Below are 25899 nucleotides of genomic sequence, written 5' to 3'. Positions count from 1 at the left end.
GTTCTACATAAGATGCATTTATTGACATGCTAGTAATATTATACTAATGTATAAAAGTGGTATTGTAAAAAATAGGAGGTTAATATGAGGAAAATTACTTTATTTGCATTGTCAATTCTGTTATTAATAAGTACTTTATTTATTAATAATGACTACGCTTCTGCAGTGGAAAAAGATAACGGAGCTTTAAAAAAGCCGACCAGTGAATATACACTTGGTGAAATACAAAATATTTTGCAGGGTTATTTAAAAAGTAAAGGGAAAAATTATAAGATAGACTCTAAAGAATTTGAGGAGTTTGCAAATGATCAGTTATTGAATGATACAGATAAAGAGCTTACTAATCGGGCAGATTATAGTTTAATTTGTGATTTTCTAGTAAGTTATTTGGAAGAAAAACAAAACTTTTACTTCGTAAATGAGAACAATCAATCTAAACAATCCTTTAACTTAAATAATATTAAGGATAAAACAATAGGACAAGTAGCAAGGGAATCACAAGAAGAAGAAGAACAAATCGAACAGATCTCGCAAAAACACGAAGAAGAATCAAAAAATATGTTTACTGCAATGGGCAGTTCATATAGTGTCTCAAAAGCACAAGCTTATGCTAGGAAATGGTATAACGGCAGAAATAAAAACTATGCCAACTTCACTGGAAGTGGTGGGGATTGCACTAACTATGTTTCTCAAATCCTTTATGCAGGTGGAAAAAAAGAAAAACAAGACAGTAGTGCTGAACCTTTCTGGATAACATCAACTACTTCATATTGGTATAGTTTTATCAATCGTAAAGGTATTGGAAAAGCCTTTAGGCAAGGGCGCGCAATCTCAACTTCATGGGTAAGAGTATCTGATTTTGGCGCTTATTGGGCTAGAACACAAACAGTAAAAACTTATAGTAATGTAAATGATGTAGTGAAAAATGCCAAACCGGGTGATGTGGTTCAGTTTATGAAAAAAGGGCGTAGTACTTACTTTCACACAATGTTTGTATACGGAAAATCAGGTGGAACTCTACAACTATCTGGTCATTCAGATGATTATCTAAAAAGAAATATCAAGAAAGTACAGAATATAAAGAGATACAGGCTGATTAAGTTCTGAGTTTATAAAACGATGCATCGATTAATTATTCATATTGTTGTAAAATAAGCTTACATCCCATTTATTACATATTAAGATTGGAGTTAAAAATGAAAAAAAGTAAGTTTATTTTAACAATTATTGTTTCTGTTGCACTGATAGTCTTTTTAGCATGGTTTATTTATGCTGGCACCCACCAACCTCCTATATTGAAGGGGAATTCAAAAGATGGAAAATGGAGTGTTATCTATTCTCCTGAAAAAGACATAGATCTGGCAAGGCAAGACTTATGGGCGGTTCATATTACATGGAAAAGGGATTCTGAGTTTTCAGTAAAAGAGGTTGTGTTTAAAGAAAATGGTGTTGTTGAGGCATCAGGTGATGCAACAGATGAACCTAAGAATGCAAAAGAAATAGCAGTAGCGATAATGGCAGATCCACCAAATACGAATAATGATTATACAGTAGAAGTTACTTGGCAAGAGAATGGGAAAACACAAAAAGACATTATTCAAATAAATAAAGAAATCAAACGGTCATTTGTTATTCCTAATGTAATAAAAAGAATTTTAAGTTTAGGATAAAGCTAAAACACTCTAGAATATTTAAAAAAGCAGGTGAACGAGCCTGCTTTTTTTCATGTTTAATCTTAATTTTTCACCTTAACTGATTACTTCGAGCAGTGCTGTTACTAAGTAAAACATCAATAATAAGTTAACTTTTTTAAAAGGCTACTCCATTTCTACTCCTCAATATGAATAAATCATTATAAAACCTCATAATCGAAATAAAAAAACACTGATGTATAAAGGTTTTGTAACAGAAAACACAGATTCACTTTATTGAGGGCCTAGTGGGTGAATAACCCGTGGAGGTTCAAGTCCTCTCGGCCGCATCAATGATACCAAGGGTTATAGACCTCTGGTATTTTTTGTTTGTAGAATATTGATCTGTTACTGCCCACTTACTTATAATAAGTCGTCTGGTTTGTCAGCAAATTTAGGGCGCTTTTTTTCCGTTAAAGCGCCCGACTGTGGTAGTACATTATCCTCAATTACTTCTTTGGATTATAGAAGTTCATAATTAACCTCCTCGCATTATTTTTCTTTTAAAATTGAGTACTTTCGATAAGTTTTATAGAAACTGCTGCCAAAGATAACAACCATAAGGGCGGGAAGCGACCTCAAAAGGGCAAATGGAGTTTCAAATAAAAATGCTTTCCAAAACATTGCACCTTCCATACTCCACAGACCTTCGGCTAAATATAAACCTGAATCCTTGTAAATCATATAAGAATAAAACAAACACAGTAAACCTAAACAAGATGAATAACCCATTAATCTTTTATAATAATTACTCTTTGATTGGCGATCCGAGAAGATTTCATTTTGATCATCATCCTCTTTTTGCCAATATCGAGTTCCGACAAGCCAGGGGCCATTTATATAAACCCAACCGAAGTCTTCATATATCCCTTTGTAAACTTTGAACTTTTTCTTTGATAAATAATCTTGATAATCCAGTCGCATCACATATCTCTTGTCGGTTTTTTTGAAAGTATATATTCCTAATCCGCTAACATTTGTACAACGATAGCCTTTTTGTAATTGCTCATTTAGCCATTGCTCCTCTTTTTCAATATCAAAAAACATCTTAAATTTCTTCATTCGAATTCACTTCCTTCGTATAGGGATAAGATATGCAATAACCTGTTTTGTTCCATTTTTAAAATAGCGCTTCCTTCTGCAGTTATCATATAGACTTTTCTCCGACCTGACTCTCCAACAGGTTCAATCCAACCATGCTTATTCAAGTTTTCAATCGCACCGTATAATGTGCCAGCTGCTAAAATAACAGTACCGTTACTCATCTTTTCTATCTTCTGCATTGCGGCATAGCCATGGAGTGGCTCACGCATAGCTAATAAAATATAATGCATGGTTTCAGACAGCGGTAATAATTTATGTTTCATATCCTCATCCTCTATTCAGTTCGACTATATAGTTCAACTTAATAATAAAATAATACAGTTCAACTGAATAGTCAACCAAATTCTCTAAATTAGTAAGATCAGCCGGACTTTGTTTACAGTGAGTTTATTGGGGAGCATTGCAGGAGTGGTTTTAAATGAAGTCCCTGTTATTAAAGCTTCTTTTCAGGCTACTGATGACAGAGTAGGTGCTTAGTGAGTTGAGTTGGTAAAAAAACAAATTCGTAGACAGAGAAGATACGTCTATCATTACTGCGGCATAAAAAAGAGGAGATTATTCTTAATACTTGTTATATCCTTTAATTTAACTCTATACGGGACCTACCGAAGAAAACCATACCAAAACATATTGGTATGGTTTTTGTTGTAATTATTCAATTCAGTTTAATCTTCCCAATCCTGATCTTCGTCTAAGTCCTCTTTACCTTTTTTCAGTTGCTGAAGAAGAATTTCAGGAAATTTATTTGCAGCAGTATAACCATATCCTTCATGGTTGTCCCAAAGGATAACAGGACATTCTCCATTTATTTCGGATCAAAAAGTCAATGAGTCAATCTGAACCACAACATGGCTTTGAAAGCCCTCAACCTACAAAAATAGAGGATCAACCTATTGTTCACCACAAACCATTAGACGAACTGAACAAAGTGTAAATACATTCGGGCAAGTGTCTTTAAATGATATAGCAAGACGCACTTCTTCAAAAGTAGAAGATCGACTGAGAAGGGATAAAAGAACAAGATGATGAGTAAATAGGTAGTTCTTTCTTTAGTATTCTCGGCTACTTATCTTCTTTTTTGCTTTATGTATCGTATTGGTCATGACGATTTTATAGGCGGCGGGGATGGCGAATATGAAACAGTTGGCATTGCATCGGAAGTGGAACGATGTAGGGCGGTATTTGAGAAATACGCCCGTCAGGAAGGCGTTTTTGACCAAGTGAATATTATTATGGCGCTCACCATGCATGAAAGTGGTGGGCGTTCTTTAGATATTATGCAAAGTTCCGAGAGTAACGGTTTACCTCCGAAATCCATAACTGACCCAGAATATTCGCTTGTAAATTTAAATAAAGGCTCTTCCATATTACTGTTAAATTCTATATCATCACCATGAGCAGCGGCATTCCCTGCCTCTTTAATTACCTTCTTATTTTGTTGTCTTAATTTCATAGGCGTGATAAAATATCAATTAACCAAACATCCTATGTTTGATAAATGCATTACAGGAGGATAGACACATGCTTCAGAAAACAAACCGGCAGACGCTGGTTGAGCAAGTCGCTCTACAAATGGAAAGTTTGATCGAATCAGGCAAGTGGGGTGTCGGGATGCGCATTCCGGCCGAGCCGGAGTTGATGAACGAGCTGAATGTTAGCCGCAATACATTAAGGGAAGCAATTCGGGCATTGATACATGCGGGACTCTTAAAGACGAAACAAGGTGACGGAACTTATGTCTGCTCTTCAAGTGCTTTGGGGGTCGTGTTGAAAAAACGTATTTTGCGCTCCGATACGTTGCAAACATTAGAAGTCCGGTATGCACTCGAACGTGAGGGAGCCCATCTAGCTGCACAACGCAGAACCGACGACGAGGCCCGCGAACTTCTTCTCCAACTGGAACGCTGCGAGGCAGCGGCAGAACTCGGTAACATTGATGGCTTTGTAACGGCGGATATTCATCTGCATCAAAGCATTGTCAAGGCGTCGCATAATGAAATATTGATCGAAATATACAACCATATCGCTGAAGCGTTGCAAGATTCGATTACAAGCCTGACTCGTTATGAAGTCGATGCGGATTTTTTGGGAATGCACAGACAGCTGGTGGAAGCGATTGTCGGTCAGGACGCCGATCGTGCCGTGGAAGCCGTTCATCGCTATATCCAGGAATCGAAGGATGTTATCGCCGTTGAAGAGGGGGAGCGGCCATGAGCGTACAAAGTGGTACGAAGCCAACTGGGTTAAAGCGTTCGCTCTCATTGAGTTGGCCGATCATCATAGGCATCGTCCTTATATCACTGACGATGCGGTCACCGCTAACGTCGGTAGGACCACTGGTAGGATCGATTCGTGAGTCCCTTGGATTATCGCATACCACGGCAGGCTTGCTCACGACATTGCCGTTGCTTGCTTTTTCGCTTCTTTCCCCCTTCGCACCTATCTTGGCGCGCCGCTTCGGGATGGAACGGATCATACTTTATGCATTGGTTCTTCTCATGGTAGGTATTGCTGTCCGCTCGCTGACTGCAACAGTTCCTTTGTTTGCAGGCACCGTTTTACTTGGGCTCGCGATAGCGGTGTGCAACGTGCTAATTCCAAGTCTTGTTAAACGGGATTTTTCTCATAATGTCGGTCTTATGACAGGGCTGTATTCAGTGTCGATGAATTTATGCGGTGCGGTAGCCTCCGGTGTAAGTGTCCCGCTCGCCCGCAATCTCGGTTTTGGCTGGAATGGCGCACTTGGAATCTGGGGCCTTCTTGCTCTGGTAGCCGCACTATTCTGGTTTCCTAAAGTGCGGGCGAGTCACGCGTCAGTCATGATAACAACTAGCGGTGCGTCGACGCGGCGAAGTCTGTGGCGTTCACAGCTGGCATGGATGATTACACTTTTTATGGGATTGCAGTCTCTGCTTTTCTATGTTTTGATCGCTTGGTTACCTGAAATCATGACAAGCCGGGGCTTGAGTGAAGACAGCGCTGGTTGGATGCTATCGCTATTTCAATTCGCTTCGCTTCCCGTATCATTCATCGTACCGATCGTTGCGGGACGCATGAAGAACCAGCGTTTACTGGTTGTCATAATGACTGTCCTGTTTTTTGTTTCATTGAGTGGCCTTTATTTCGGCGATAATGCACTTATTTTGTTATGGACAATTTTACTCGGAATTGCTGGGGGATGTGCGTTCAGTTTGGCTATGATCTTTTTAAGCTTGCGGACGAAGGATGCCTCCGATGCGGCTTCTTTGTCCGGTATGTCGCAATCTGTTGGATATTTGCTGGCTGCAACAGGACCGACCTTGTTTGGTTTGCTCCATGACGTCACGGCAAGCTGGAACCTCCCAATATCATTGTTGCTTATGGTCAGCATTCTGCTGTTCATATTTGGCCTGGGTGCGTCAAAAAATCACACGGTATAAGGGTCTTTGTTTCAGTAAAGCTCTTTCTAGAGGAGCCCATGAACTGCCTGTGCCGTTAGGTTTAATAAAAAAGGCGTTGATTACTATAGTCATTGGGTATATTGATTATGGAAACCCTTAATGGGATTATATAAATCGTTCTTCTTCTTAGTATGAGCATGAAGATGCAGACATGGAATTTAAATAAAACTACACTTGAAATAAATGAAAAAGAGAGACGTTGAGTCTTTCTTTTTTATTCGTAAAATATTTTTGGGGAACCTGAACATTTTTTAACGAAAGCTTTATTTGCCATGGCTTATGTTGAGGCGAAACGAAAAAAGTGGAGATTATAAATGAAGAACAGCCGAATTCTATTGACCGTAATGGTATTAAGTAGCATCGTAATATTTACTCACTTTGTAGATGCAGACAGTGCTTCAAATGGTGGCTTTAAAATTGCCGCAGATCGAGTTGGTGCATAACATAGTTATGAATGAGTTTCCAAAAAAAGACATTGTGTTTCATGTTCAGTTTTTCATTAAACGGTATTTAAATTTTATAAGGACAAATTTAAAATAAGTTTTGTAAACAGAATCAATTATTTTATTGACAATTAACATTTTTTGATTTTATAATACTGTTAAATTTGAATAATAAAATCTATTTTAGAGCGTGGATTTTTCTAGAGGAAACTCTATTTTCGCCACACTACTGTCAATTGATAGTAGTGTGGCTTTTTTTATGAAAAAAAGGAGGGAGAACTTTTGAAAAGTTGGCATTATGGATTAATTGTATTTTTAGGTGGGTGCTGTTATGGGATATTATCTACATTCGTTAAGCTAGCTTATTCAGCTGGTTATTCGGTCACTGAGGTGACAGGTGGGCAGTATTTATTTGGCACACTGATGGTCTGGATACTAGTTTTGTTTACAAAAAAGCGAAAAGTAACGCGAAGTCAAACTATTAAGTTACTACTATCCGGCATCCCTTTTGGTTTAACAGGAGGCTTTTATTATCAATCGTTACAATCACTTCATGCATCACTGGCTATCATTTTACTTTTCCAATTTGTTTGGATTGGTACATTTTTCGAGTGGATGTTTTATAAGAAAAAGCCTACAAAAGGGAAAATAATTTCGATAGCTATCCTGCTAGTCGGGTCTATCCTAGCAGCTGGGATTATTTCAGCGAAGGGAATAAATATGTCTTGGCAAGGTATAATCTGGGGACTACTCGCTTCCTTAACGTTTTCAACCTTCATCCTTCTTAGTGGTTCAGTTGGGAAAGAAACTCCACCCTTACTAAAGAGTGCTCTGCTTTCCACCGGGGGTTTAGTCGTTGTATTTCTATTGTTTCCCCCTATATATCTATTTGATCTTCCTGTTTTAAAGGGCGTGGCACCCTATGGTTTGCTTCTTGGTTTTTTTGGAGTTGTCCTTCCGCCTCTTTTATTTACCATTGGGATGCCACATGTTGGACCAGGACTTGGCACCATATTAACAGCATCTGAACTTCCAGTAGCTGTTTCAATGGCAGCACTAGTGTTAGAGGAGCATGTGAGTATAGTACGATGGATGGGAGTCATCCTCATATTAGGTGGAATTGCCGTCGGTAATGTACGTGCAAAAGCTAAACTGGATTCTGGCCAGGCACACCGAGATTCTCCTTCGCAACATTCTTGATTGCGTTTAACTAAGGGATCAATGCATTAAAGGCGCCCATCAATTAAGAGACTAACTCTTTTTACTAATACATTGAAAGGAGTTTTATCATGACAAAGTATAGAGATTTCCTGAAGGTTTTTTAGTGGGGTAGTGCAAATTAAGCACACCAATATTCTGTGTCCTCTTCTTTTTCTATTGAGGATGTACCATCGATAACTCATTATTCATTTGGTTCATTTACAGTTAAAACAGTGCCCATTTTGTGCCCTAAATGAATATAAATTGATGTAAATGAGTGTAATGAATGACTTCAAATGCTTGAAATAACAGGCTTTTGTAATCGATGATAAGCTTCCACTTTATTGAGGGTCTAGTGGGTGAACAACCCGTGGAGGTTCAAGTCCTCTCGGCCGCATTGTGGAGTCTACAAGTGTATTTGGCACTAAAAAAGTGCTGACCTCTGCACAAATCCGTTGTGCGAGTCTGCACTTTTATTCTGCAAGATACACTGCCCCTTATCATCGATTATTGGGAGTTTATTTAATCTGTTCTTAGCTGCGCTGATGCTTGGCTTTTAGAAGCTTTTTTTAAGTGGCTAAAACCTACAAATTTTTTGCCTTCTTCATCCCATAGGCGGAACTTTAACGACTTAAAACTTGTTGCCAGTGTAATAGTTGGTACGTTTTGCAATGGTTCAGTGTTGTTATGCACTTTTTCAAGCTTATAGTTTGGGACTCTCGGGCTTAAATGATGAACATGATGGAAACCGATATTGCCTGTTAGCCATTGCATGACTTTTGGAAGCTTATAAAAAGAGCTCCCTTCAACTGCTGCTTTTACATATTCCCAATGCTCATCTTCTTCAAAATAAGAATCCTCAAACGTATGCTGAATATAAAACATCCAAATTCCGAGAGATCCTGATATCATAAAAATTGGAACCTGAACCAGCAGGAAGTTTTGCCAGCCAATAGCCCAACATAAAAGTGCTGCCAAAACGACGATCCCCAGGTTTGTTACATACGTATTTATCCGTTCTTTGCGTTTTGCCCCTTTACGATTAAAACGATTGGTAATCCCGAAGACGTAAATCGGCCCAATAATAAACATAACAAACGGATTTCTGTACAAACGGTACATTAGTTTTGTCTTCGTTGAGGCTTCCTTATATTCCTCAACGGTCAGTACCCAAATATCGCCTGTACCGCGTTTGTCCAGGTTGCTGCTTGTCGCATGATGGACAGAATGATCGTGTGCCCAATGATCAAAAGGGTGCAGAGTCAGAATTCCTGTTATTGTTCCAAGGATTCGATTCGCCTTTCTGTTCTTAAAAAAGGAATAGTGGCAGCAATCATGAAAGATGATGAAGGTTCTTACTAAAAAACCTGCCGCAACGACAGAAATCACTAATGTAAGGAAATAAGAAATCGACAAACTCTTATATGCCAAATACCATAACAGGAAAAATGGAACCAATGTGTTAATGATTTGACAAATACTTTTTTGTAAATCGGACTTTTCATAGGGTGTAACCAGTTTTCTCAAAGTCCTTAGGTTTTGTTCATTCATTTTTTAAAAGTTTCCCCTTCCCTGATGATCTTCTAAGTATAGAAAACGTTTTATTGCATTTGAAGTCCCAGCGTCATACACCATATATGATAAGTATCTTTCCCATTCATCTGTAAAATTATTGGAAATAATAAACTGATTTCCAGCTCAACTAAATCTTTATTAGCAGAGCCAGCCGGGATACAAAAGGCGTATGAGACTATACCCGGCTCTTTATCGGGTTAAACTCTCTCCCTGCTCCCCTATGGGAAATGATTTGATTTATGAGTCATTTCCTAGTTTCTTAATTAAAAAGGCTTTGAAAAGTGATAATGAAGAAAAGGAAGATGATTTGTGGTCAAGTATTCTTGGCAAAAGGGGATAAACCATGAGTGCCCGTTTGGAAACATCTGCAGAAACAAAGCTTTACCAGTAAACAGCCAGCCCTGCTTTAAAAAGAATATCTTGCACTTGCCATGAAACAGCTGAGCTTTTTAAAGAAATCTTTAACAATCAATAATGAAGTACTTTTTAGCAAAGAAAAAGGTTTGAAGACACTCGCGATTCATTTTCACGGTGTTTTCAAACCATAATTATTAATGGGCCTCTTATTCTGCACTGATATCCACATGTTTAATAAATAATGCCATTAATAAAATGATAATATTAATTTGCAGTTATTTCCGTTTCGTGTTAAGATAAAGAAGAATTATTTTTGTTCGGTGTAAAGGATAGTATGAATATCGACTTTTCGTCTTGATGATACTTTGGGCAGGGATAGTAAAACAATGTGTGGTAACGCACTAGGAGGCAACAAAATGGAACAAGGTACAGTGAAATGGTTTAATGCAGAAAAAGGTTTTGGATTTATCGAACGTGAAAATGGAGACGATGTATTCGTACACTTCTCTGCAATCCAAGGTGACGGATTCAAATCTTTAGACGAAGGTCAAAAAGTAACGTTTGACGTTGAGCAAGGTGCTCGTGGAGCTCAAGCTGCTAACGTTCAAAAAACTGCTTAATCTTCAATCGTGTATACAAACAGGCTCTTTATAGAGGGCCTGTTTTTTTATGTTCTGCTGTATAATACTCAATAAAAAACCCTACTCAACGTTCGAGTAGGGAGATGCTACAAGGTAATAGAAAAAGATTTAACACTTCAAAGGTTTGTTTACAGTATAACATACTTGATTGACAATATGCGGAATGTATATAAATTAATTACTTTTCTTTTCGTATAGACCTACATTTAAGATAAACAATTACTATTCACTGTCGCAGTGGATATAAGAAATTCATAAAGATAGAGGTGAGATTGATTGTACTTTCTTCTAGAAATAATCACTTAGATATACCTAACACAATGGAAGCCCTGCCTCTCTTCCATCCTTACGGCTCCTTGTCCGTGCCAGTGTGAATCAGGATTACAAAAATCGAGTGACTATTTTCTCGAGTTTTTTGATAAAACTTCAAATGTTCGTGAAGACATTTAAATAATAAAAATGGATTAGAAGGAATAACAAAAGAGGTTAATGTTCTAAAAGTAAGTTGAAGAAGTTGAACGTTTTTGAAATGGATTTACTTTTTATTGTAATATTATCGAAAAATTCAGGATATTCATTGGAATGCAATACATTATCTATAATTAACCTTAACAGAAACTTTTTATTTGTTTTTCAGTGATTCCTTTAATTACTTCCAGTTCACTAATCAAAAATTCATATGCATTATCCAACATTTTTTTTTCGCTTGCATTAAGTGCTTTTTCTTTCTTCATACGCATTAAATCACGTACAACTTCAGCGCCTTCTTGTATTTCACCCGTTTTTATTTTGTTCGTGTTTACTATATACCTTTGCTTATACGGCAGTAACCTATCTGATTCTCCATGCTGAAAAATGTGTATAATGTGTTTTAATGCACGTATATCAGTAACTGGTCGTATACTTGAACTCAATATTTTACGCGTTGGAATCATAACTTGCATATTACTAATAGTCATTTTTATGACATAATACTGTTGTTTTTTCCCTAAGATTTCTTTTTCTTCTATGGCTTCAATTATACCTGCTCCGTGCATTGGATAAACAATGTTATCGCCAATTTGAAACATATCATCCACCTCCATATATGGTAACCTTCTTAAGATTACCATATATGGAGGTGGATTATCAAACTTTTAATAATAACATGATTAAATTTTTATTGTCAATAACTTTTTTAAAAAAATCAGATCAAGTAAAAATAACATCAAAACAATAGGGAACGTGGTATTCCCAATAAAGGAAAGGTCAATTGGTCCGTGTATATCCTGAAACCTCGACTCATTAACATAGATCAGTTTTTCATTGAAAAATGAGTTATTAAATCTCCTTTAGGAATTCATGACTTGGCATCAAATATACATCTTGAACCATTTATTATTACAAATTATAGTGGTTCTCTTAAACCCTTTGTAAAAATGAAAAGCAGACAAATTTTTATCATAATAAACTGCGAATTCAGTGACATTTTAAATCTAAATCAGTGCCCATTTTGTGTCCAAAATGAATGTGAAATAGTGTAAATGGGTGTAAGCGATATTATAAATGAAGATCAGTCGAATTCTATTGACAGTAATGGTATTAAGCAGCATCTCAACATTCACGTTGTAGATGCAGACAGCGCTTCAATGGTGATTTCAAAATTGCCGCAGATCGAGTTGGTGCATAAAGAGGAAGGGGTTAGACCCCTTCCTTAAAGACCCTTCAATTCCTTTTACTTTATCGTAAAATATATTACTTTTTTGAAATCGGTATCCAAATTTCACTTTTAAAAGATGGCGATGTTACATCCTTATGCTCGTTCCACAGTATTTCTGGGCCTTCTATTTGTTCATAATTTGCCGATGGGAACCATTCGGAATAAATGCGTCCCCATACTTCTTGCAGTGCATCCGGGAATGGTCCGATTGCTTCGAATACAGCCCACGTTGAGGCAGGAACTTCAAGCTGTGAGAGGTTATTTGGACACTGTTTCGTTGTGGCTGCGCCAATATAGTGATCGAGCTCTCCTTTTTCCTCTAACCGACCTTCGGAAAAGTTTGTGGATGCACTAATCAGACCCAAAGGCGCTACATTAGAAAGCTTTTTAAGTTTATTTATTGCCTCTTCATCTAAACTGTCCCACATAGATGCAATTTCCGGATTAACCCCTTTAAAAATAATGGGAACTCTTTTTTTAATGCCAACGATGCGAAATGCCTCTTTTTCTTCAATACGATAGTTCATTTCACTTCCTCCTTTGATTGATAATTGGAAGGTCATTTGTGGATAAGCTTTAAGTGAATGGCCATTATTTCTAGCTTCTGATGGTCTGATGCCATGCAAATTTTGAAATGCCCGTGCAAAGGAATCTGGTGAGTGATAACCGTACTTAATTGCAATGTCAATAACCTTTACGTTGCTGTCTTTAAGTTCAAAAGCTGCAAGAGTAAGACGTCTGCGACGGATATATTCCGATAATGAAATACCTGCAAGGAAGGAAAACATCCTTTTAAAATGATAATCAGAGCAGAAAGCAAGCTTCGCTACTTCTTTAAAATCAATATCATTAGTGAGGTTTTCTTCAATATACGTTAATGCTCTATTCATACTTTTAAGCGAACCCATTTATTGACCTCCTTTAACAAAAGAATAACAGGAGTGAAATGTATCTACCCGACATTTCGTGCACAGTTTTGCAGGATAACTTATATGTAATAAAGTATGTTATTCACCTGTATTTGTACAGGCCTTTTAAAAAAGTTGGTTTCTTAAAACATTCTATAAAGACATGTGCATACTACAACAATTTTCAGTGGTTTGTTTCGAAATAAAGCGCTATAAGTTTTGAATTGTCTAATTTCCATGAATTTGTTATGTTGTTAGATAAAGGTTATATTACAGTATTGGCGAAAAAGGAGTGAAGTTTTCAGGAGGTCAACGTCAACGAATTGATATTGCAAGAGCTTTATCAGAATTCACTAGAAGAATTAATGAAAAATAGAACTGCATTCATATTTTTTCATTGAATAACATAAAGTGGTTATGGAAATTGAAAAAAAGCAGGATACCCGTTTTTAGTACGTTTAAAAAAAAGGAGTCATAACGTTGTTAAAAAGGTTTTCTCTGGTTTTTCTTACGCTAATTATGTCTATAATTGTTGTACTTGTGGCTGCTAAAAATTCCCCTGGAGATAATGTCATTTCATTTGATGAGCCTATTATTTTAATGATATCAATTGGGATCGTTGTATTTTTATTCATCCCTCCATTAGCCATGTCCTTTTTTGGTAACTGGGTTGTAAGAATAATATCTGGAGTATATCAATGTTTTATCGTTTTAATTTTTATGGGGCTCATTCCAATTGGATTTCTTATTCCCAATGGTTTTTTGACAATTCTTCTTTCTATTGCAGGAACTTTAGTTAGTATAACTAGTGTTGTAGTAACCTTATTAATTGGTAGGAATAAAGAAGTTAAATACTAATAAAATAGTTACATTTAATGAACTATCCCTGCCAAGTTGACGGTGAAATAATAAACAAGGTTAGAAGGCTTTATTCCAAATTTCGATGGAAAGAGGCCTTCTCTTTTTTTGTAGGTTTTTTATGTTATGAACATGGATATAGCCCTTGATGACTTGGGTGTACTTGAATAGCAAAGTGTACCGGGGCATATCTTATAAGATTTCCTGCATTGATAACGTTTATTATAAATCAGGAGATGTATTTCGACGTGAAATGCAACAGCCCGCAAATTTCCTATTTACCTCAAAGTAAGTCCTCTAAACGGTCAGCAGTTTCTTGTCCAAGCCTTTTTTTTATGGTTGCATAATCTTCACCGTAAGCTTAATCTATTGAATAAATCATATAGTTTGAACCTATACAATGGATGATAGGAGAATAAAACAAATACCGTGATGTCAAAAATAAAATTGACAGGGCAGGGGATGAAGAAAAACAGAGCGTGATATCTATGTAGAATCGGGAAGAGCCTAAAAAATTGTTTGTGGAATAACGTAAAGGAATAAGCCGAACTGCTCCGGAAAGAGGGGGATCATGATGTCAAATAACAGAACGAATCCTAAGGTTGATGAATTTTTAAGTAAAGCTACAAAGTGGAAGGAAGAATACGAGAAGTTAAGAAATATCTGTCTTGACTTTGAGCTGACCGAAGAATTTAAATGGAAGCATCCTTGTTACACGTTTAATAATAAAAACATCGTTTTAATACATGGATTTAAAGAATATTGTGCGCTTCTGTTTCACAAAGGTGCCTTGATAAAGGATGACCATGGGATTCTCATCCAACAAACGGAGAATGTACAGGCGGCACGTCAGATTCGGTTCACCAATGTTCAGGAAATAGTTGAAATGGAAACCATCTTGAAAGCCTATATTCATGAAGCCATTGAGGTTGAAAAAGCCGGTTTGGAAGTGGATTTTAAAAAGGATACAGAATATAAAATTCCTGAAGAACTTCAAAGTAAATTCGATGAAATCCCTGCCTTGAAAGCTGCTTTTGAAGCATTAACCCCGGGGCGGCAAAGAGCGTACATTCTTTATTTTTCTCAAGCCAAACAATCCAAAACACGAGAGTCAAGGATTGAAAAATATATGGAGAAAATCCTCAATGGACAGGGATTAAAGGATTAGTGTGATCGGTGAGAACATACATGGAACTTGTCCACAATACTGAAGGTCTGTCTAAACAAGAAACATACCAAATGATATTGGTATGTTTTTAAATTTCACCTACCATTTTATTGCGGGTGTACAGTTCATCTGAAAAATTGTTTCTCGGGACTATACATAGAAGTTCTTAGTAAAATCGATATCAAGCTTAATACAACGGATAAAAATCCCACTAATACGACATATTGGATACCAAATACTGATATAAATAATCCGCCTGCAGCTGTGCCAATGGTTGTTCCTAAGTTAGCTGATGTTAAAAATAATCCATTAGCGAAATCAGGAGCTTCTGGAGCTGCAGATGTAATCCAATATTGATTGATATTATTTCCGATCCCAGCTACTATTCCCCAAACTAAAGTAATGATAGCCATAGGTAAAGTAAACTGCCCTATTAAAAATAATATGATGTACACGATTCCTAATAGGAATGGATAAAAAATGACAGATTTGATGGGATTTTTAGTGAGTAACTTACCTGCCGCAATGTTTCCAATCATATTTGCCCCGCCGAAGATGACTAATATTAAACTAATTGTATTTGGAGACATTTCCGTAACTGTTTTCAGATATTCCGCAAGATAACTATACACCCCGAATATTGCTGAGTTTATTAAAATAACAGCGGTAATGGAAAGCCAAGTAACTGTTTTTTTTAATACGCTTACCTGTGCTCCATAAGAAAGTCTTTCTTTAACAGGCATAGAAGGGAAAAATACGAATGTAGCAATGAATGTTAGAGCATTCACGATAGCAAAGAATGACATGGCCATTTGAAGCGACATCGTACTAGCAAGAAAACTTGCGATTGGCACACCAAGTACCATACCTGCAGACACTCCCATAATTACCTTAGCAACAGCCTTTGGTGATTCTTCCTTGGGAACTGAGTGAGCAGCTATTGTAAAAGCCGCTGAAAAATAAATGGGATGAAAAATGGCTGGAACCACGCGAGCAATTATTGCGATCGTAAAGTTTGTTGCAAATAGAGAGACTATGTTACCAAGAACAAAAATACCAAGTACAAGCAACATTGCCTTCTTGCGGTTTATCCCCGAAAATAATAACGGCATAGTGGGCCCGCATATTGCAACAGTAAGTGCAAAGAGACTCACCAGCCATCCGGCAGTAGAGACACTGATATGAAAATAATCAGCAATGAAAGGTAATATCCCGATAACTCCCATTTCGGTGTTTATAATGCCAAAAGTTCCAACGGTCAATATAAATATTAATAAATTATTTCGTTTGGTCAAAGAAGCAACTCCTAACTTCAGTCATTAATAATTAGGCTACAGGTTTACATTTTTTTAGGGTATATATATCCGGCCCACCTTTGATGGGCGGACATCAAGTTTACTGTACATAATCTCTTTTTATTAAATAATCTTTAATGTATTGTATAGCCTGCGCCTCGTCAGCTCCATTAGCCTGTATATATATTTGGGTTCCAGGTTTTATTCCTAAGTCCATAATATCCATTATGGATTTAGGTGAGTGTTTTAGATTAACAGTTTTTCCTCGATATTTAAGAAAAATATCTGATGTAAATCGATGAGATAAACTTACTAACAAGGTTGCTGGTCTCGCAAATCCTGTTTCCTTAATGATCGTAAATTGTTTTTTTATCATTCTTCACCTCATATGATCATGATTGACACAATGTAGCCTTTAATAAAAATCTTTTTAAAAAGCTAAGAGAGGAGGTTTTAAAAAAGCCTCATTTTTTCTTCAGATTCTCTTCGAAGAAGGACTCAAGCTTGTAAAACGGGATGTACTGCTTTTTGTCGTACAGATCCACATGCCCTGCATTGAGTTTGCCGCCAATTTGTAAGCATCTTCGCTGAAGTACCTGGAGTTAGCATTTTCACCTGCAATGAACAGAATAGGATTTTGTAACTAAAATGGACATTGACGTCATTTGAAAAGGAAAAGCATTATTGATTAATGAATCAGCAGTTGTTTATTATTGTAAATAGAAAAATAGTGTGTACAATGGTTAAATTCATGCAATTTGTTGATTATTCAACATTTCAAACGAAATTGTTGATTATCTTAAGAAAGTTTGGTGACCAGGTATGTCCAAAGTGGATAGAAGAATAACAAAAAGCCAAGAAACGATTAAGAGGGCTCTGATTGAGCTGATGACTGAAAAAAGTTTTGATCACATTACAATTAAGGATATTGCTGACAGAGCAAATGTTAATCGAGGAACCATTTATCTTCATTACTTAGATAAATTTGATCTATTAGATAAGATTATGGAAGAACATATAAACAATATGGGGGATTTTTGCGAGTCAGCAACTGAAATGGATTGGATTGAATGTACTCTTCACTGTATGGAATATCTTGAGAGTAATTATTTATTCTTTTCGACGATGTTGGCCAGTGAGGGAGCTCGATATTTTCGCAGTCAGTTTCTTAAGTTTAATATCGAAGAGTTTAAGAAAGATGTCGATATAACGAAAGGAAAAAATCACGGCCAAAGTGAAGATGTCATTGTTGAATTCGTTGCAAATGCTTACGTAGGGGTAGTGGAATGGTGGTTAAAAAACGAAATGCCTTATCCGCCTCGTGTCATGGCAGAAAAAGTGGGGGAATTGTTAGAGAGGATTGTATAATTTATATACTACCGGAATTATCCAAAGGAGTTGTCAGTTTGCAAGAGTTAAGCAAAGAAAAATATAACTGCTTGATAACATTGTTTCAAAACAAATGTTGCCCAACATTTGTGTATTCAATATTAGATCAGACGATTCGGGGAGTTGTTTATGTAGATGATCAAACATTGCCTAAATCGTTTTTTATAGGGACTGAATCAGGAATTTATTATATTGCGGGAGAACACGGGAATCAAGAATTTAACGATTTTATTGCTGGATTTTATGAAGAACAATCGAAATCAACAAAAAGATTTACCTTGTTTTCTTCTAGCGATACATGGGATAGAGTAATGAAAACAATACTGAAAGACGAATTGAACCAAATGAAAAGAATGGCATTTTCTTTTCAGCAAAAACCTTCAAAAACGGTTTTTCGACTTCCAAAGGGGCTTATATTGAAAAGAATAGACGAAGACATCATTTCTAACAGCACAGCGTTTAACAGAGCTTATTATGAGGAGTACTGGGATTCTGTCTCACATTTTTCTGCAAATGGCTTTGGATTTGCTGTAGTACATGGCAATCATGTTGTAAGTGAGTGTACCTCTATATTTTTAGGGCATAATCGTGCAGAAATGGATATCTATACACTTGAAGAATATAGAGGCATGGGTTTAGCTTACTGTGTTGGAAGTGAATTTATAGAAATTTGTCTGAAAAATGGGATTATTCCTAGTTGGGATTGTGATGTTTGTAACAATTCGTCCATCACTTTAGCAACTAAACTAGGCTTTAAGGCAAAAAACGAATACTCTATTTTCTATTCTGGAAAATCGTTATGAGCAGTAAAGCAAGATGAACAATTAAAAAAGGGGAGAGTACCGATGAAAATCAGTCGGGTTCTATTGTCAGCGGTGGCCCATATAGAAAAGGATTCGTTTGTAAAAGAAGTTAAAATAGCGGGACGCAGTTGGGGCATAAAACCAGATATAAAACATTCACGAAAAAAATGAGAGAAGAGATAAAAACTCTTCTCTATACCTGAGTAATAGGTTATGAATTTATTTTAAGATTCTAGATTCAGTTGCTGGCGAAGTTTTTTCGATATGTCCTTTCTCGTTTCATCAGTTACAACATGGTACCATAAATGATCTATTTTTTTATCATCACCTTTTATTTCTATCTGATGAATATTGTTAACGGCTTCTTTATAAGAACGTTGAATATCAATCATTTTATCCAGTGATAAGTTCGTTTGAATATTTTCTTCTAATGCGGTTAAGATCCCTTGGTAATTTGCTAATGATTTTAATTGTGCACCTTCGTGAATAATTTCGTTAATGATTTCACGCTGCCGCTGCTGTCGCCCAAAATCACCGCGTGGATCTTCTTTTCTCATCCGTGCATATTTAAGAGCGATTTTTCCATCAATGTGCTGTTCCCCTTTTGGTATATGTACGCCTTCAAGGGTGAAAGGGAAATCATTATTCACTGTAATTCCGCCAATAGCATCTACAATATCTTTAAAACCTTCCATATTCACTTTGATATAATAGTTGATTGGAATGTTTAAAAATTGTTCGACGGTTTGAACGGTACCTTCAATTCCTTCATAAGTATAGGCTGCGTTTATTTTAATATTGGTATTCTTTGATTGCATAAATACTCTGGTATCACGCGGTATGCTTACCATTGTTGATGTTTTAGTCTCTGGATTTACAGTCAGTACGATCATCGAATCAGTGCGCCCCTTATCACCGGGGCGCTCATCTACTCCCAGCAAAAGAATGGATATAGGATCATGCCCAATACCATCATCTTGTTGCTTGGAATCTCTATGTAGAGGCTCATACATATGATTGACTGATTTTGCTACGTTGCGGTAAATACTGTAGCAAGTCAGGCCTCCAATGGTTAACAAGAGGGCTAGAATAAACAATATAATACTTTGCATTTTCAGTTTCCTTCTCCCAATTTTCACTATCATAATCCTTTCTAAACAAGTTGGTAGATTCCTATACAAGTTGTTATGCACTGTATCTTATGCTTCGTATCTCAGATATTTTTGGAATGAAATTGTGTTAAAAAGGTTAACGGTTCCCTCATAAATAATTCCTTCATCTCTGTGATATTTTTAAGCTAATAGAAGATACCTTAATCATGATTTTATTGTTAGACTTTTACTTCAATTGAATCTGAATTGTACCGGTTTTATTGAATCATCAATTGCTTTCATTTCGTAGCCGCTTTCCCGGAAATATTTTAATAATTCTTCTAGATATGCCGCAGTAGTCGGTTTTTCATGCATTAATACAACAAGTGGCTCTTTCCCGACAAGATTGTTTACTTGTTGAATTGTATTTTTTACAAATTCGCCGTGAGTGTACTTCCAGTCCTCTGAGTCTACTGTCCAATCCCATAGATTAAAATGATCGCGCTTAACAACTTCTCTAAATGGGCCGGTAATGTAGGGCTTTGACCCGTAAGGTGCTCGTATCAAATGTGTGTTGATTTTGGTCGTTTCATTGATAAAATCAAGCGTGTCGTTCATTTCTGTAGCAAAGCTTTCAGGGGATTTATAGATTTCGGAAACCTGATGGGTCACGCCATGAGACCCAACAGAGTGACCGCTTTCCACCATTTTTCTCACAAGATCAGGATTTCGCTCGATATTAGGTTTTAACATAAAAAACGTTCCTTTTGCATTGTATTTATGGAGCAAATCCATAATTTTTTCTGAAGCAGCAGGGTTTGGGCCGTCATCAAAAGTTAAATAGACCACCTTTCCGATTTCAGATGATGATTTTTGTTCTTCCTTTTTTTCTGCTGCATTTTTGTTCTTTTCTTTGTGCATCTGCTCAGAAGCAGCAGCACTTTCTTTTATGGGTTCCTGCTTTGGACCGGCAAGTGCTTTCCAAGAAATGCATAATAAAGCTATACCTAGAATAATCAATATCCCAAAACCTATTTTGCTTATTTGATTCAATTTACGGTCCCTTCTTGGTGAATTTGACACTTTTTCCAACTCCTCAATTGTAGATATCAAAACTAGTTTTTTTAAAACCAGTTACATCGATAAGAAAGTCAATTAAACTCCGGGGCAAAGTTTGATAGAAATGATGCTCTTTTAATATAAAGAGAAGATATCGCAGAAGTTTGATCAACTTGTAAACAAAATGTCAAAAAAGAAGGAAACAGCATATAGATATGTAATGACTAGCAGATTGCAATAAAAAACCTTATTTCCGTCTTCAACAGAAATAAGGTTTTAAGCATAAAGCGGCAGATTATTTAAATGTTATGATATAAGAATGATCATCAAAAAATCGGGCCGATGAACTTTCCATAGCGGAATATGGATTTTGGTTATATACGAGCAGATTGCTGCCATCCGGACTCCAATATATTTCTGATGGATTGGTGCCATGGTATATTGGCTCTGCGAACAGGATATTTTTCCCTTGCAGCTTTCCTGCATACGTATTGTCCTTGTCATATAAAGAGTAAGCAATTTTCTTTCGATCATTTGATATTTTGAAAACCGCTACATTTTCGAGCAGAACAGAAAGCTCACTGTTTCTGAGATCGTATTCATACAAGGTTTCTCCGGTACTTAAAAATACAAACTGGTCATTGTTTAACCAAACAGGTTCGGCATAGCTGTTCTGGCGCTTTTTCTGAACAGTGATGCCATCATCGCTAACGTTCCCCGTCATAATGCGATATTGTTGCCCGTGTAACGCCGTAAGCAGCACCTTGCGTCCATCATCTGAAATAGAAACTGCTGTAAGCGACTCTTTTTCATCCACATTCTTCAATGGATACGTTTTGAGCGTTCCGGAATCTATATTGTATACATTGACTGCAGTCTGGCCATTTTTCGCAGGATCTATGACAAGATAACAAATGGATTTGCTATTATTTGACCATGAAACATCCTGTACGAAGGCATTCTTGTTAGATGGAAAGCTGGCGATTTCCTTTTTGTTTCTGTTCGTCAATGACATCAGATTTAATGTTGTCCTATCCGATGACATTGTTGATCCGACGATGTTCTTTCCATCTGGAGACATCTTTAAGTTGATAGTGTTGCTTTCAATGCTTTTCAGCGTCTCAGGTTTTTCAAAAGGGAAGGAAAGACGCTGAAGCTGATGCGTTTCATGTTCAGTTGTGTCATCTCCCTTGAAAAAACCGACTATAGAGTTCGATGAAGACCATCCAAGCAACTCGTCAGCTTTGGGGAGGCGATATATCTTCTTCACTTGAAAGGAGCCTGACTTTTGATTATCATCAATATGATTCTCTTCCTCGTTTGGAATAATAATCGTTTCCGATTTCTTTCCCACATTATAACTGGATACAAAAATCAAGAAAATCAATAATACGCCTAATAAAATAATAAACTGTTTGTTCTTCATGATGATTTCTCAACCTTCATGTAAGCTAGTTCAATAGTGATATTTGTATGGTTTTCTTTATAGAACATTTTGATTGTTCCCTCATGTTCCTCAACAATTGTTTTAACTATACTTAAGCCCAAGCCTACACTTCCTTCTTCTGAGACCTTTTGGTTTACCGAATAAAAAGGCTGAAACACTTTTGTGTATTGGTTGTCATTATACGGATCACTTGGATTCTTGAATATAAAAAGAATCTGGTCTCCAATAACGTTGGCCTTAATTATGATATTTGAATTCGATAAACTGTATTTGATCGCATTATCCAGAAGATTAATAAAAAGCTGGCGCAGTCTATTCATTTGACCATAAACATAGAGGCCTTCTTCAATTTCACAGATGATCCTTTTTTTATATCGTTCTGCACGAATTCTCATAGATTCGCATACATCTTTCAAAACGGTTCCAGCATCAATCCTATCGAAATTACGATCTTTAGATGTTTCTCGAGATACCTCAAGAAGTTTTATGACCAAATTGTGCAAACGCCGGCTTTCATTAACAATATGATTCATTCCTTTATCAAAAAACTTCTGATCCGATTCCCCTTTTTCTTTTATGATCTCGGCGTAGCCTTGAATAGAAGTCAAAGGTGTTTTCAGCTCATGCGTCATATTGTCAAAAAAACGTTTTTCCTGTTCGTTAAGTTCCTTTAACCGATCCCGATCTTTTTCGATGGTTGAAATTTGATCTCTAATTGTGGTAATCATGTCATTGAAATTACTAGTAAGCTGGCCGATTTCATCTTTTCTAGAAAAGTGAATATCAACATCCAGCTTTCCCTTTTTGACTTCTGAGGTGGCCTTTGTCAGCTTGACAATTGGAATTGTGATGTGTCTGGAGAGTATATAAGAGAATAGGAAGGCCGCCACAAATATCGCAAGTGCGATATAAAAAATAATATTTAAAATCTCTCCGCTTTGTTTATAAAGCAGATTAAAATCTTTAGAAAAGCGTAATATGCCAACTTTTGCACCATCAATGATAACTGGATAAGAGAAAGACACCTGTGCTTTATTTCGATCATAGGTGATATGGTAAGCATTCTTTCCGTTAACCGCTTTTTTTAGGTCCTCATCACTGCCTTGCGAAAACACCGTTTTATTAGAAGAAGACAACAAAGTGCCATCCACGGTATAAACACCTACATTGCTTCCAGTTGAATGAGTTAAACTCTCCACGATTTCTTCGGCCATATCGCCGAAATAAAGTTCATTGTTTTTATAATGATTGATTAAAAATGCTTGGTTGATATACACGATACTGTTTTTTTTCAATTCTATTAAATCTGAGGTCACAATTTTTTCATTACTAGACCAAATGACGCTTTTGACCGTTTGATTAAGCACGAGGAAAGAGAGAGAGAAAATCAGAAAAAAACCAATAATGAATTTACCCTTGATGGTCCGAAACACTCTCTACTCCTCCTGCTTCTCAAATTTATATCCGATGCCAAACACTGTCTTAATCAAGTCACTTGCATCCAGTTTTTTACGGAGTCTTTGAATATGAGTATCTACCGTACGTGTATCCCCGGCAAAATCGTATCCCCAGACGAATTCCAGCAGCTCTGAACGTGTAAAGATTTTCCCTCGATGGTCAATCAACGTCTTAAGCAGATCAAATTCTTTAGGAGTCAAATCAACAATGATCCCGTCTTTTTTAACTAATCTCTCATCTGGGGTGATCACAATATTCTTAAACTGAATATGATCCTCATTAGACGTTCCTCGGTCGTTTACGTGGTTAGCTTGTTCAAGGCGCCTAAGTATCGTACGAATTCTGGCGATAACTTCGCGCAAGTCAAATGGCTTTGTAATATAATCATCAGCCCCAAATTCCAACCCAAGTACTTTATCAGTGATGTCTGACTTTGCGGTGATCATAAGTATAGGGATATTATATTGATGGGTTACTTTTTTACAGATATCCAATCCGCTGCAATCTGGCAGCATCCAATCGAGCAGCAGAAGATCTGGTTTGAATTGGTCTAGTTGTTTCATTCCTAAATCTCCGTTAGCCTCAGTACACGTGTGGAAACCTTCTTGCGTAAGTCCGTATGAAAGTAGATCAGCTATTGCTTCGTCATCTTCGATAATAAGTATTTTAGTTTTATTCATTATTTCATTCATTCCCTATTTCATCATTATATTTATCTATTGTATGTCTTAGTTTACAATATCAATTTATTATAGCATCCTTTCAATAGAGTTTAACTTCAGATGATACAACACTTGGAGATTGTCGGGGATCATAGCCTGCAATGAAAAACTTCGCTTCAAACTCCAAATGATATTAAAGATTGAAAGAGACAGAAATTCTGGATAAAAAGATGTTTATTTCTGTCCCATATCATGCATACATAATTATATTATTAAAGGATACGGCATAAATTTATTTACCAACGCTCATCGTTCAGCATTACTCCTATGACAATCTGGCATTTATAGACATCAAGAATAAAGAGTTGAAAAGAAAACTATATCTTTATGCAAATAGCCAACATTACCTTGAACTTGTAAGGAATCATTTGGAAAAACTATCTTTGGAAATTATATAGCTAATAATCTTATAAAAAATGATTTGTATTTCATAGAGTAAAACTATTAGTTATACCCTTGTGGAAATGGCGGAAGGAAATGGACAGGCGCTTACTTTAACAGACATGGCACCAAGGACATGTGCATAATCAGTGGTTTATTTATAAGTGGAGGTAATGAATGATTTCAAACGCTTGAAATATTTAGGGAGGAGTGAGCTTTTTAATAAGCACTCCTCCACTCTCCATTAAAAAGTTAATAGCAGCAAATAAATTAAAAATCTGTTTATTTAATTTGCCTTTTTAGCTAACTTATTGTTCATCAATCCGAACTTCCCGCCTACCGCTTCTTTCACTTCATGAATAACGATAAAGGAGTTTGGATCAATGTCTTGAACACTCTTCTTAATTTTTAGCAGCTCGTTCTTTTTAATGACAACATAGATAATACGTTTATCCTTATTAGCATAATAACCATATCCATAAAATATAGTTGCGGCGCTGCCGAACTCACTAGTAATGAACTGTGCAATTTTTTCATATTGATCTGACATAATGGTCATAGCTTTCTTATTATGAAAACCTTCAATCATTATATCGACGATCTTGACGCACAAATAAACAAAAATAAACGTGTATAATGTGTTATTAATTCCCACAGCAAATATGGAGGCAAATATAATGAAGCTATCCATATAGAATAAGCTTTTTGAAATACTATACCCTTTAGTATAATTTAATAAATAAGCCATAAGAGTGGTTCCTCCGGTAGAACCATCTGCAATAAAAATCATGGCGAGCCCTGCCCCCATCAATAAAGCTCCAAACACAATACCTAAAATGATGTCATGGATGGCAAATGGAATAAAACTTACAATCTTAAGGAAAACAGACGTCATAATGGCCCCGAATGTGGTATAAAGGATCGTTTTCTTTGTTAAGAATTTATAAGCTGCAGCTATAAAAACAAGGTTTATTAGAAACGTACTTATACTTGTTGGTATATGAAATAGATAATATAAAACTAAAGCAATACCAACTGTGCTTCCATCACCTAATTTATTTGGAATAACAAAAAACTCAATAGATGCAGCAATTAGAAATGTTCCAATGATAATTAAAAGGACATCTTTGTAAATATTTCTCATTATAAAAACCTCCTTTTCTATAGGAT

The 25899-nt window shown here is 36.4% G+C and carries 22 protein-coding genes and 3 pseudogenes; 12 read left to right on the top strand and 13 right to left on the bottom strand.

Features of this window, described 5'->3' with window-relative positions:
- Positions 1-84: 84 nt before the first annotated feature.
- Complete coding sequence (locus LWH95_RS02175; protein WP_232918872.1) at positions 85-1107, top strand: amidase domain-containing protein; 1023 nt, start codon at positions 85-87, stop codon at positions 1105-1107.
- An 89-nt stretch (positions 1108-1196) separates the two neighbouring features.
- Positions 1197-1670 (top strand): hypothetical protein, encoded by a 474-nt coding sequence (locus LWH95_RS02170; RefSeq protein ID WP_232918871.1) that lies wholly within the window; start codon positions 1197-1199, stop codon positions 1668-1670.
- A gap of 513 nt (positions 1671-2183) precedes the next feature.
- On the opposite strand, the gene LWH95_RS02165 is transcribed toward LWH95_RS02170, so the two are convergent.
- Positions 2184-2753, bottom strand: a complete 570-nt coding sequence (locus LWH95_RS02165; protein WP_232918870.1) for a DUF2812 domain-containing protein — start codon at positions 2751-2753, stop codon at positions 2184-2186.
- Positions 2740-3058 (bottom strand): annotated as a pseudogene (locus LWH95_RS02160) (PadR family transcriptional regulator). The gene LWH95_RS02165 and the pseudogene LWH95_RS02160 overlap by 14 nt, the downstream one beginning before the upstream one ends.
- Positions 3059-3612: 554 nt before the next feature.
- Between LWH95_RS02160 and LWH95_RS02155 the strand changes: the two are divergent.
- From LWH95_RS02155 to LWH95_RS02135, 5 genes and pseudogenes are all read left to right on the top strand, one after another.
- Positions 3613-3821 (top strand): annotated as a pseudogene (locus LWH95_RS02155) (hypothetical protein); the annotation flags it as partial.
- A gap of 59 nt (positions 3822-3880) precedes the next feature.
- Positions 3881-4135 (top strand): annotated as a pseudogene (locus LWH95_RS02150) (lysozyme family protein); the annotation flags it as partial.
- A 181-nt stretch (positions 4136-4316) separates the two neighbouring features.
- Positions 4317-5009: a FadR/GntR family transcriptional regulator gene (locus LWH95_RS02145; protein WP_133488348.1), complete on the top strand. Its 693-nt coding sequence runs from the start codon at positions 4317-4319 to the stop codon at positions 5007-5009.
- On the top strand, positions 5006-6214 hold the full coding sequence (locus LWH95_RS02140) for a CynX/NimT family MFS transporter (RefSeq protein ID WP_232918869.1): 1209 nt from the start codon (positions 5006-5008) through the stop codon (positions 6212-6214). The genes LWH95_RS02145 and LWH95_RS02140 overlap by 4 nt, the downstream gene beginning before the upstream one ends.
- Before the next feature lie 746 nt (positions 6215-6960).
- A complete protein-coding gene (locus tag LWH95_RS02135) occupies positions 6961-7878 on the top strand; it encodes an EamA family transporter (protein WP_232918868.1) in 918 nt (305 codons plus the stop codon).
- Between the two features lie 522 nt (positions 7879-8400).
- Here the strand turns inward: LWH95_RS02135 and LWH95_RS02130 are convergent.
- Positions 8401-9429: a fatty acid desaturase gene (locus LWH95_RS02130; RefSeq protein ID WP_133488344.1), complete on the bottom strand. Its 1029-nt coding sequence runs from the start codon at positions 9427-9429 to the stop codon at positions 8401-8403.
- Between the two features lie 797 nt (positions 9430-10226).
- Between LWH95_RS02130 and cspC the strand changes: the two genes are divergently transcribed.
- Positions 10227-10430: a cold shock protein CspC gene (cspC, locus tag LWH95_RS02125; protein ID WP_003240492.1), complete on the top strand. Its 204-nt coding sequence runs from the start codon at positions 10227-10229 to the stop codon at positions 10428-10430.
- Between the two features lie 629 nt (positions 10431-11059).
- On the opposite strand, the gene LWH95_RS02120 is transcribed toward cspC, so the two are convergent.
- Entirely contained in the window at positions 11060-11521 is a 462-nt protein-coding gene (locus LWH95_RS02120; RefSeq protein WP_003240494.1) for a CarD family transcriptional regulator, read from the bottom strand.
- Positions 11522-12185: 664 nt separating this feature from the next.
- Positions 12186-13058, bottom strand: coding sequence for an AraC family transcriptional regulator (locus LWH95_RS02115; protein ID WP_232918867.1), 873 nt, complete (start codon positions 13056-13058; stop codon positions 12186-12188).
- A gap of 480 nt (positions 13059-13538) precedes the next feature.
- On the opposite strand from LWH95_RS02115, the gene LWH95_RS02110 reads away from it, so the two are divergent.
- The gene (locus tag LWH95_RS02110; protein WP_225516363.1) at positions 13539-13916 is read left to right on the top strand and encodes a hypothetical protein; all 378 of its coding nucleotides are present in this window, start codon (positions 13539-13541) and stop codon (positions 13914-13916) included.
- A gap of 574 nt (positions 13917-14490) precedes the next feature.
- Complete coding sequence (locus LWH95_RS02105) at positions 14491-15084, top strand: YdeI/OmpD-associated family protein (RefSeq protein WP_232918999.1); 594 nt, start codon at positions 14491-14493, stop codon at positions 15082-15084.
- A 125-nt stretch (positions 15085-15209) separates the two neighbouring features.
- Here LWH95_RS02105 and LWH95_RS02100 read toward each other — a convergent pair whose 3' ends face one another.
- Both LWH95_RS02100 and LWH95_RS02095 read right to left on the bottom strand, forming a co-directional pair.
- A complete protein-coding gene (locus tag LWH95_RS02100) occupies positions 15210-16379 on the bottom strand; it encodes an MFS transporter (protein ID WP_232918866.1) in 1170 nt (389 codons plus the stop codon).
- 100 nt (positions 16380-16479) lie between these two features.
- Positions 16480-16755 carry an HPr family phosphocarrier protein gene (locus LWH95_RS02095; RefSeq protein ID WP_119913447.1) on the bottom strand — a complete coding sequence of 92 codons (276 nt, stop codon included), beginning with the start codon at positions 16753-16755 and terminating at the stop codon, positions 16480-16482.
- Positions 16756-17201: 446 nt separating this feature from the next.
- Here LWH95_RS02095 and LWH95_RS02090 point away from each other — a divergent pair, with 446 nt between their 5' ends.
- Together LWH95_RS02090 and LWH95_RS02085 are read left to right on the top strand one after the other, a co-directional pair.
- Positions 17202-17747, top strand: coding sequence for a TetR/AcrR family transcriptional regulator (locus LWH95_RS02090; protein ID WP_148983038.1), 546 nt, complete (start codon positions 17202-17204; stop codon positions 17745-17747).
- Between the two features lie 38 nt (positions 17748-17785).
- The gene (locus LWH95_RS02085; RefSeq protein ID WP_269802273.1) at positions 17786-18571 is read left to right on the top strand and encodes a GNAT family N-acetyltransferase; all 786 of its coding nucleotides are present in this window, start codon (positions 17786-17788) and stop codon (positions 18569-18571) included.
- Between the two features lie 224 nt (positions 18572-18795).
- Here LWH95_RS02085 and LWH95_RS02080 read toward each other — a convergent pair whose 3' ends face one another.
- The 6 genes from LWH95_RS02080 to LWH95_RS02055 form a co-directional block, all read right to left on the bottom strand.
- A complete protein-coding gene (locus LWH95_RS02080) occupies positions 18796-19683 on the bottom strand; it encodes an LCP family glycopolymer transferase (RefSeq protein WP_232918865.1) in 888 nt (295 codons plus the stop codon).
- Between the two features lie 231 nt (positions 19684-19914).
- Positions 19915-20745, bottom strand: a complete 831-nt coding sequence (locus LWH95_RS02075; protein WP_148983039.1) for a polysaccharide deacetylase family protein — start codon at positions 20743-20745, stop codon at positions 19915-19917.
- A 271-nt stretch (positions 20746-21016) separates the two neighbouring features.
- Positions 21017-22153 (bottom strand): WD40 repeat domain-containing protein, encoded by a 1137-nt coding sequence (locus LWH95_RS02070; protein WP_148983040.1) that lies wholly within the window; start codon positions 22151-22153, stop codon positions 21017-21019.
- Positions 22144-23601 (bottom strand): sensor histidine kinase, encoded by a 1458-nt coding sequence (locus LWH95_RS02065; protein ID WP_232918864.1) that lies wholly within the window; start codon positions 23599-23601, stop codon positions 22144-22146. Before LWH95_RS02065 ends, LWH95_RS02070 begins: the two co-directional genes overlap by 10 nt.
- A 3-nt stretch (positions 23602-23604) precedes the next feature.
- Positions 23605-24306 carry a response regulator transcription factor gene (locus LWH95_RS02060; protein WP_060397991.1) on the bottom strand — a complete coding sequence of 234 codons (702 nt, stop codon included), beginning with the start codon at positions 24304-24306 and terminating at the stop codon, positions 23605-23607.
- Positions 24307-25015: 709 nt separating this feature from the next.
- Positions 25016-25873 carry a YitT family protein gene (locus LWH95_RS02055; protein WP_232918997.1) on the bottom strand — a complete coding sequence of 286 codons (858 nt, stop codon included), beginning with the start codon at positions 25871-25873 and terminating at the stop codon, positions 25016-25018.
- Positions 25874-25899 lie beyond the last annotated feature (26 nt).

This window comes from Bacillus sp. G16, from assembly GCF_021282335.1.
Lineage (GTDB): Bacteria > Bacillota > Bacilli > Bacillales > Bacillaceae > Bacillus > Bacillus inaquosorum.
Note: the sequence above shows the minus strand (reverse complement) of the source record. Positions and strands in the feature narration are given on the sequence as shown.

Coding starts and splice junctions, on each gene's coding strand:
- LWH95_RS02175 (WP_232918872.1), top strand. CDS start 85: ATGAGGAAAATTACTTTATTTGCATTGTCAATTCTGTTATTAATAAGT.
- LWH95_RS02170 (WP_232918871.1), top strand. CDS start 1,197: ATGAAAAAAAGTAAGTTTATTTTAACAATTATTGTTTCTGTTGCACTG.
- LWH95_RS02165 (WP_232918870.1), bottom strand. CDS start 2,753: ATGAAGAAATTTAAGATGTTTTTTGATATTGAAAAAGAGGAGCAATGG.
- LWH95_RS02145 (WP_133488348.1), top strand. CDS start 4,317: ATGCTTCAGAAAACAAACCGGCAGACGCTGGTTGAGCAAGTCGCTCTA.
- LWH95_RS02140 (WP_232918869.1), top strand. CDS start 5,006: ATGAGCGTACAAAGTGGTACGAAGCCAACTGGGTTAAAGCGTTCGCTC.
- LWH95_RS02130 (WP_133488344.1), bottom strand. CDS start 9,429: ATGAATGAACAAAACCTAAGGACTTTGAGAAAACTGGTTACACCCTAT.
- cspC (WP_003240492.1), top strand. CDS start 10,227: ATGGAACAAGGTACAGTGAAATGGTTTAATGCAGAAAAAGGTTTTGGA.
- LWH95_RS02120 (WP_003240494.1), bottom strand. CDS start 11,521: ATGTTTCAAATTGGCGATAACATTGTTTATCCAATGCACGGAGCAGGT.
- LWH95_RS02115 (WP_232918867.1), bottom strand. CDS start 13,058: ATGGGTTCGCTTAAAAGTATGAATAGAGCATTAACGTATATTGAAGAA.
- LWH95_RS02105 (WP_232918999.1), top strand. CDS start 14,491: ATGTCAAATAACAGAACGAATCCTAAGGTTGATGAATTTTTAAGTAAA.
- LWH95_RS02095 (WP_119913447.1), bottom strand. CDS start 16,755: ATGATAAAAAAACAATTTACGATCATTAAGGAAACAGGATTTGCGAGA.
- LWH95_RS02090 (WP_148983038.1), top strand. CDS start 17,202: ATGTCCAAAGTGGATAGAAGAATAACAAAAAGCCAAGAAACGATTAAG.
- LWH95_RS02080 (WP_232918865.1), bottom strand. CDS start 19,683: ATGCAAAGTATTATATTGTTTATTCTAGCCCTCTTGTTAACCATTGGA.
- LWH95_RS02060 (WP_060397991.1), bottom strand. CDS start 24,306: ATGAATAAAACTAAAATACTTATTATCGAAGATGACGAAGCAATAGCT.
- LWH95_RS02055 (WP_232918997.1), bottom strand. CDS start 25,873: ATGAGAAATATTTACAAAGATGTCCTTTTAATTATCATTGGAACATTT.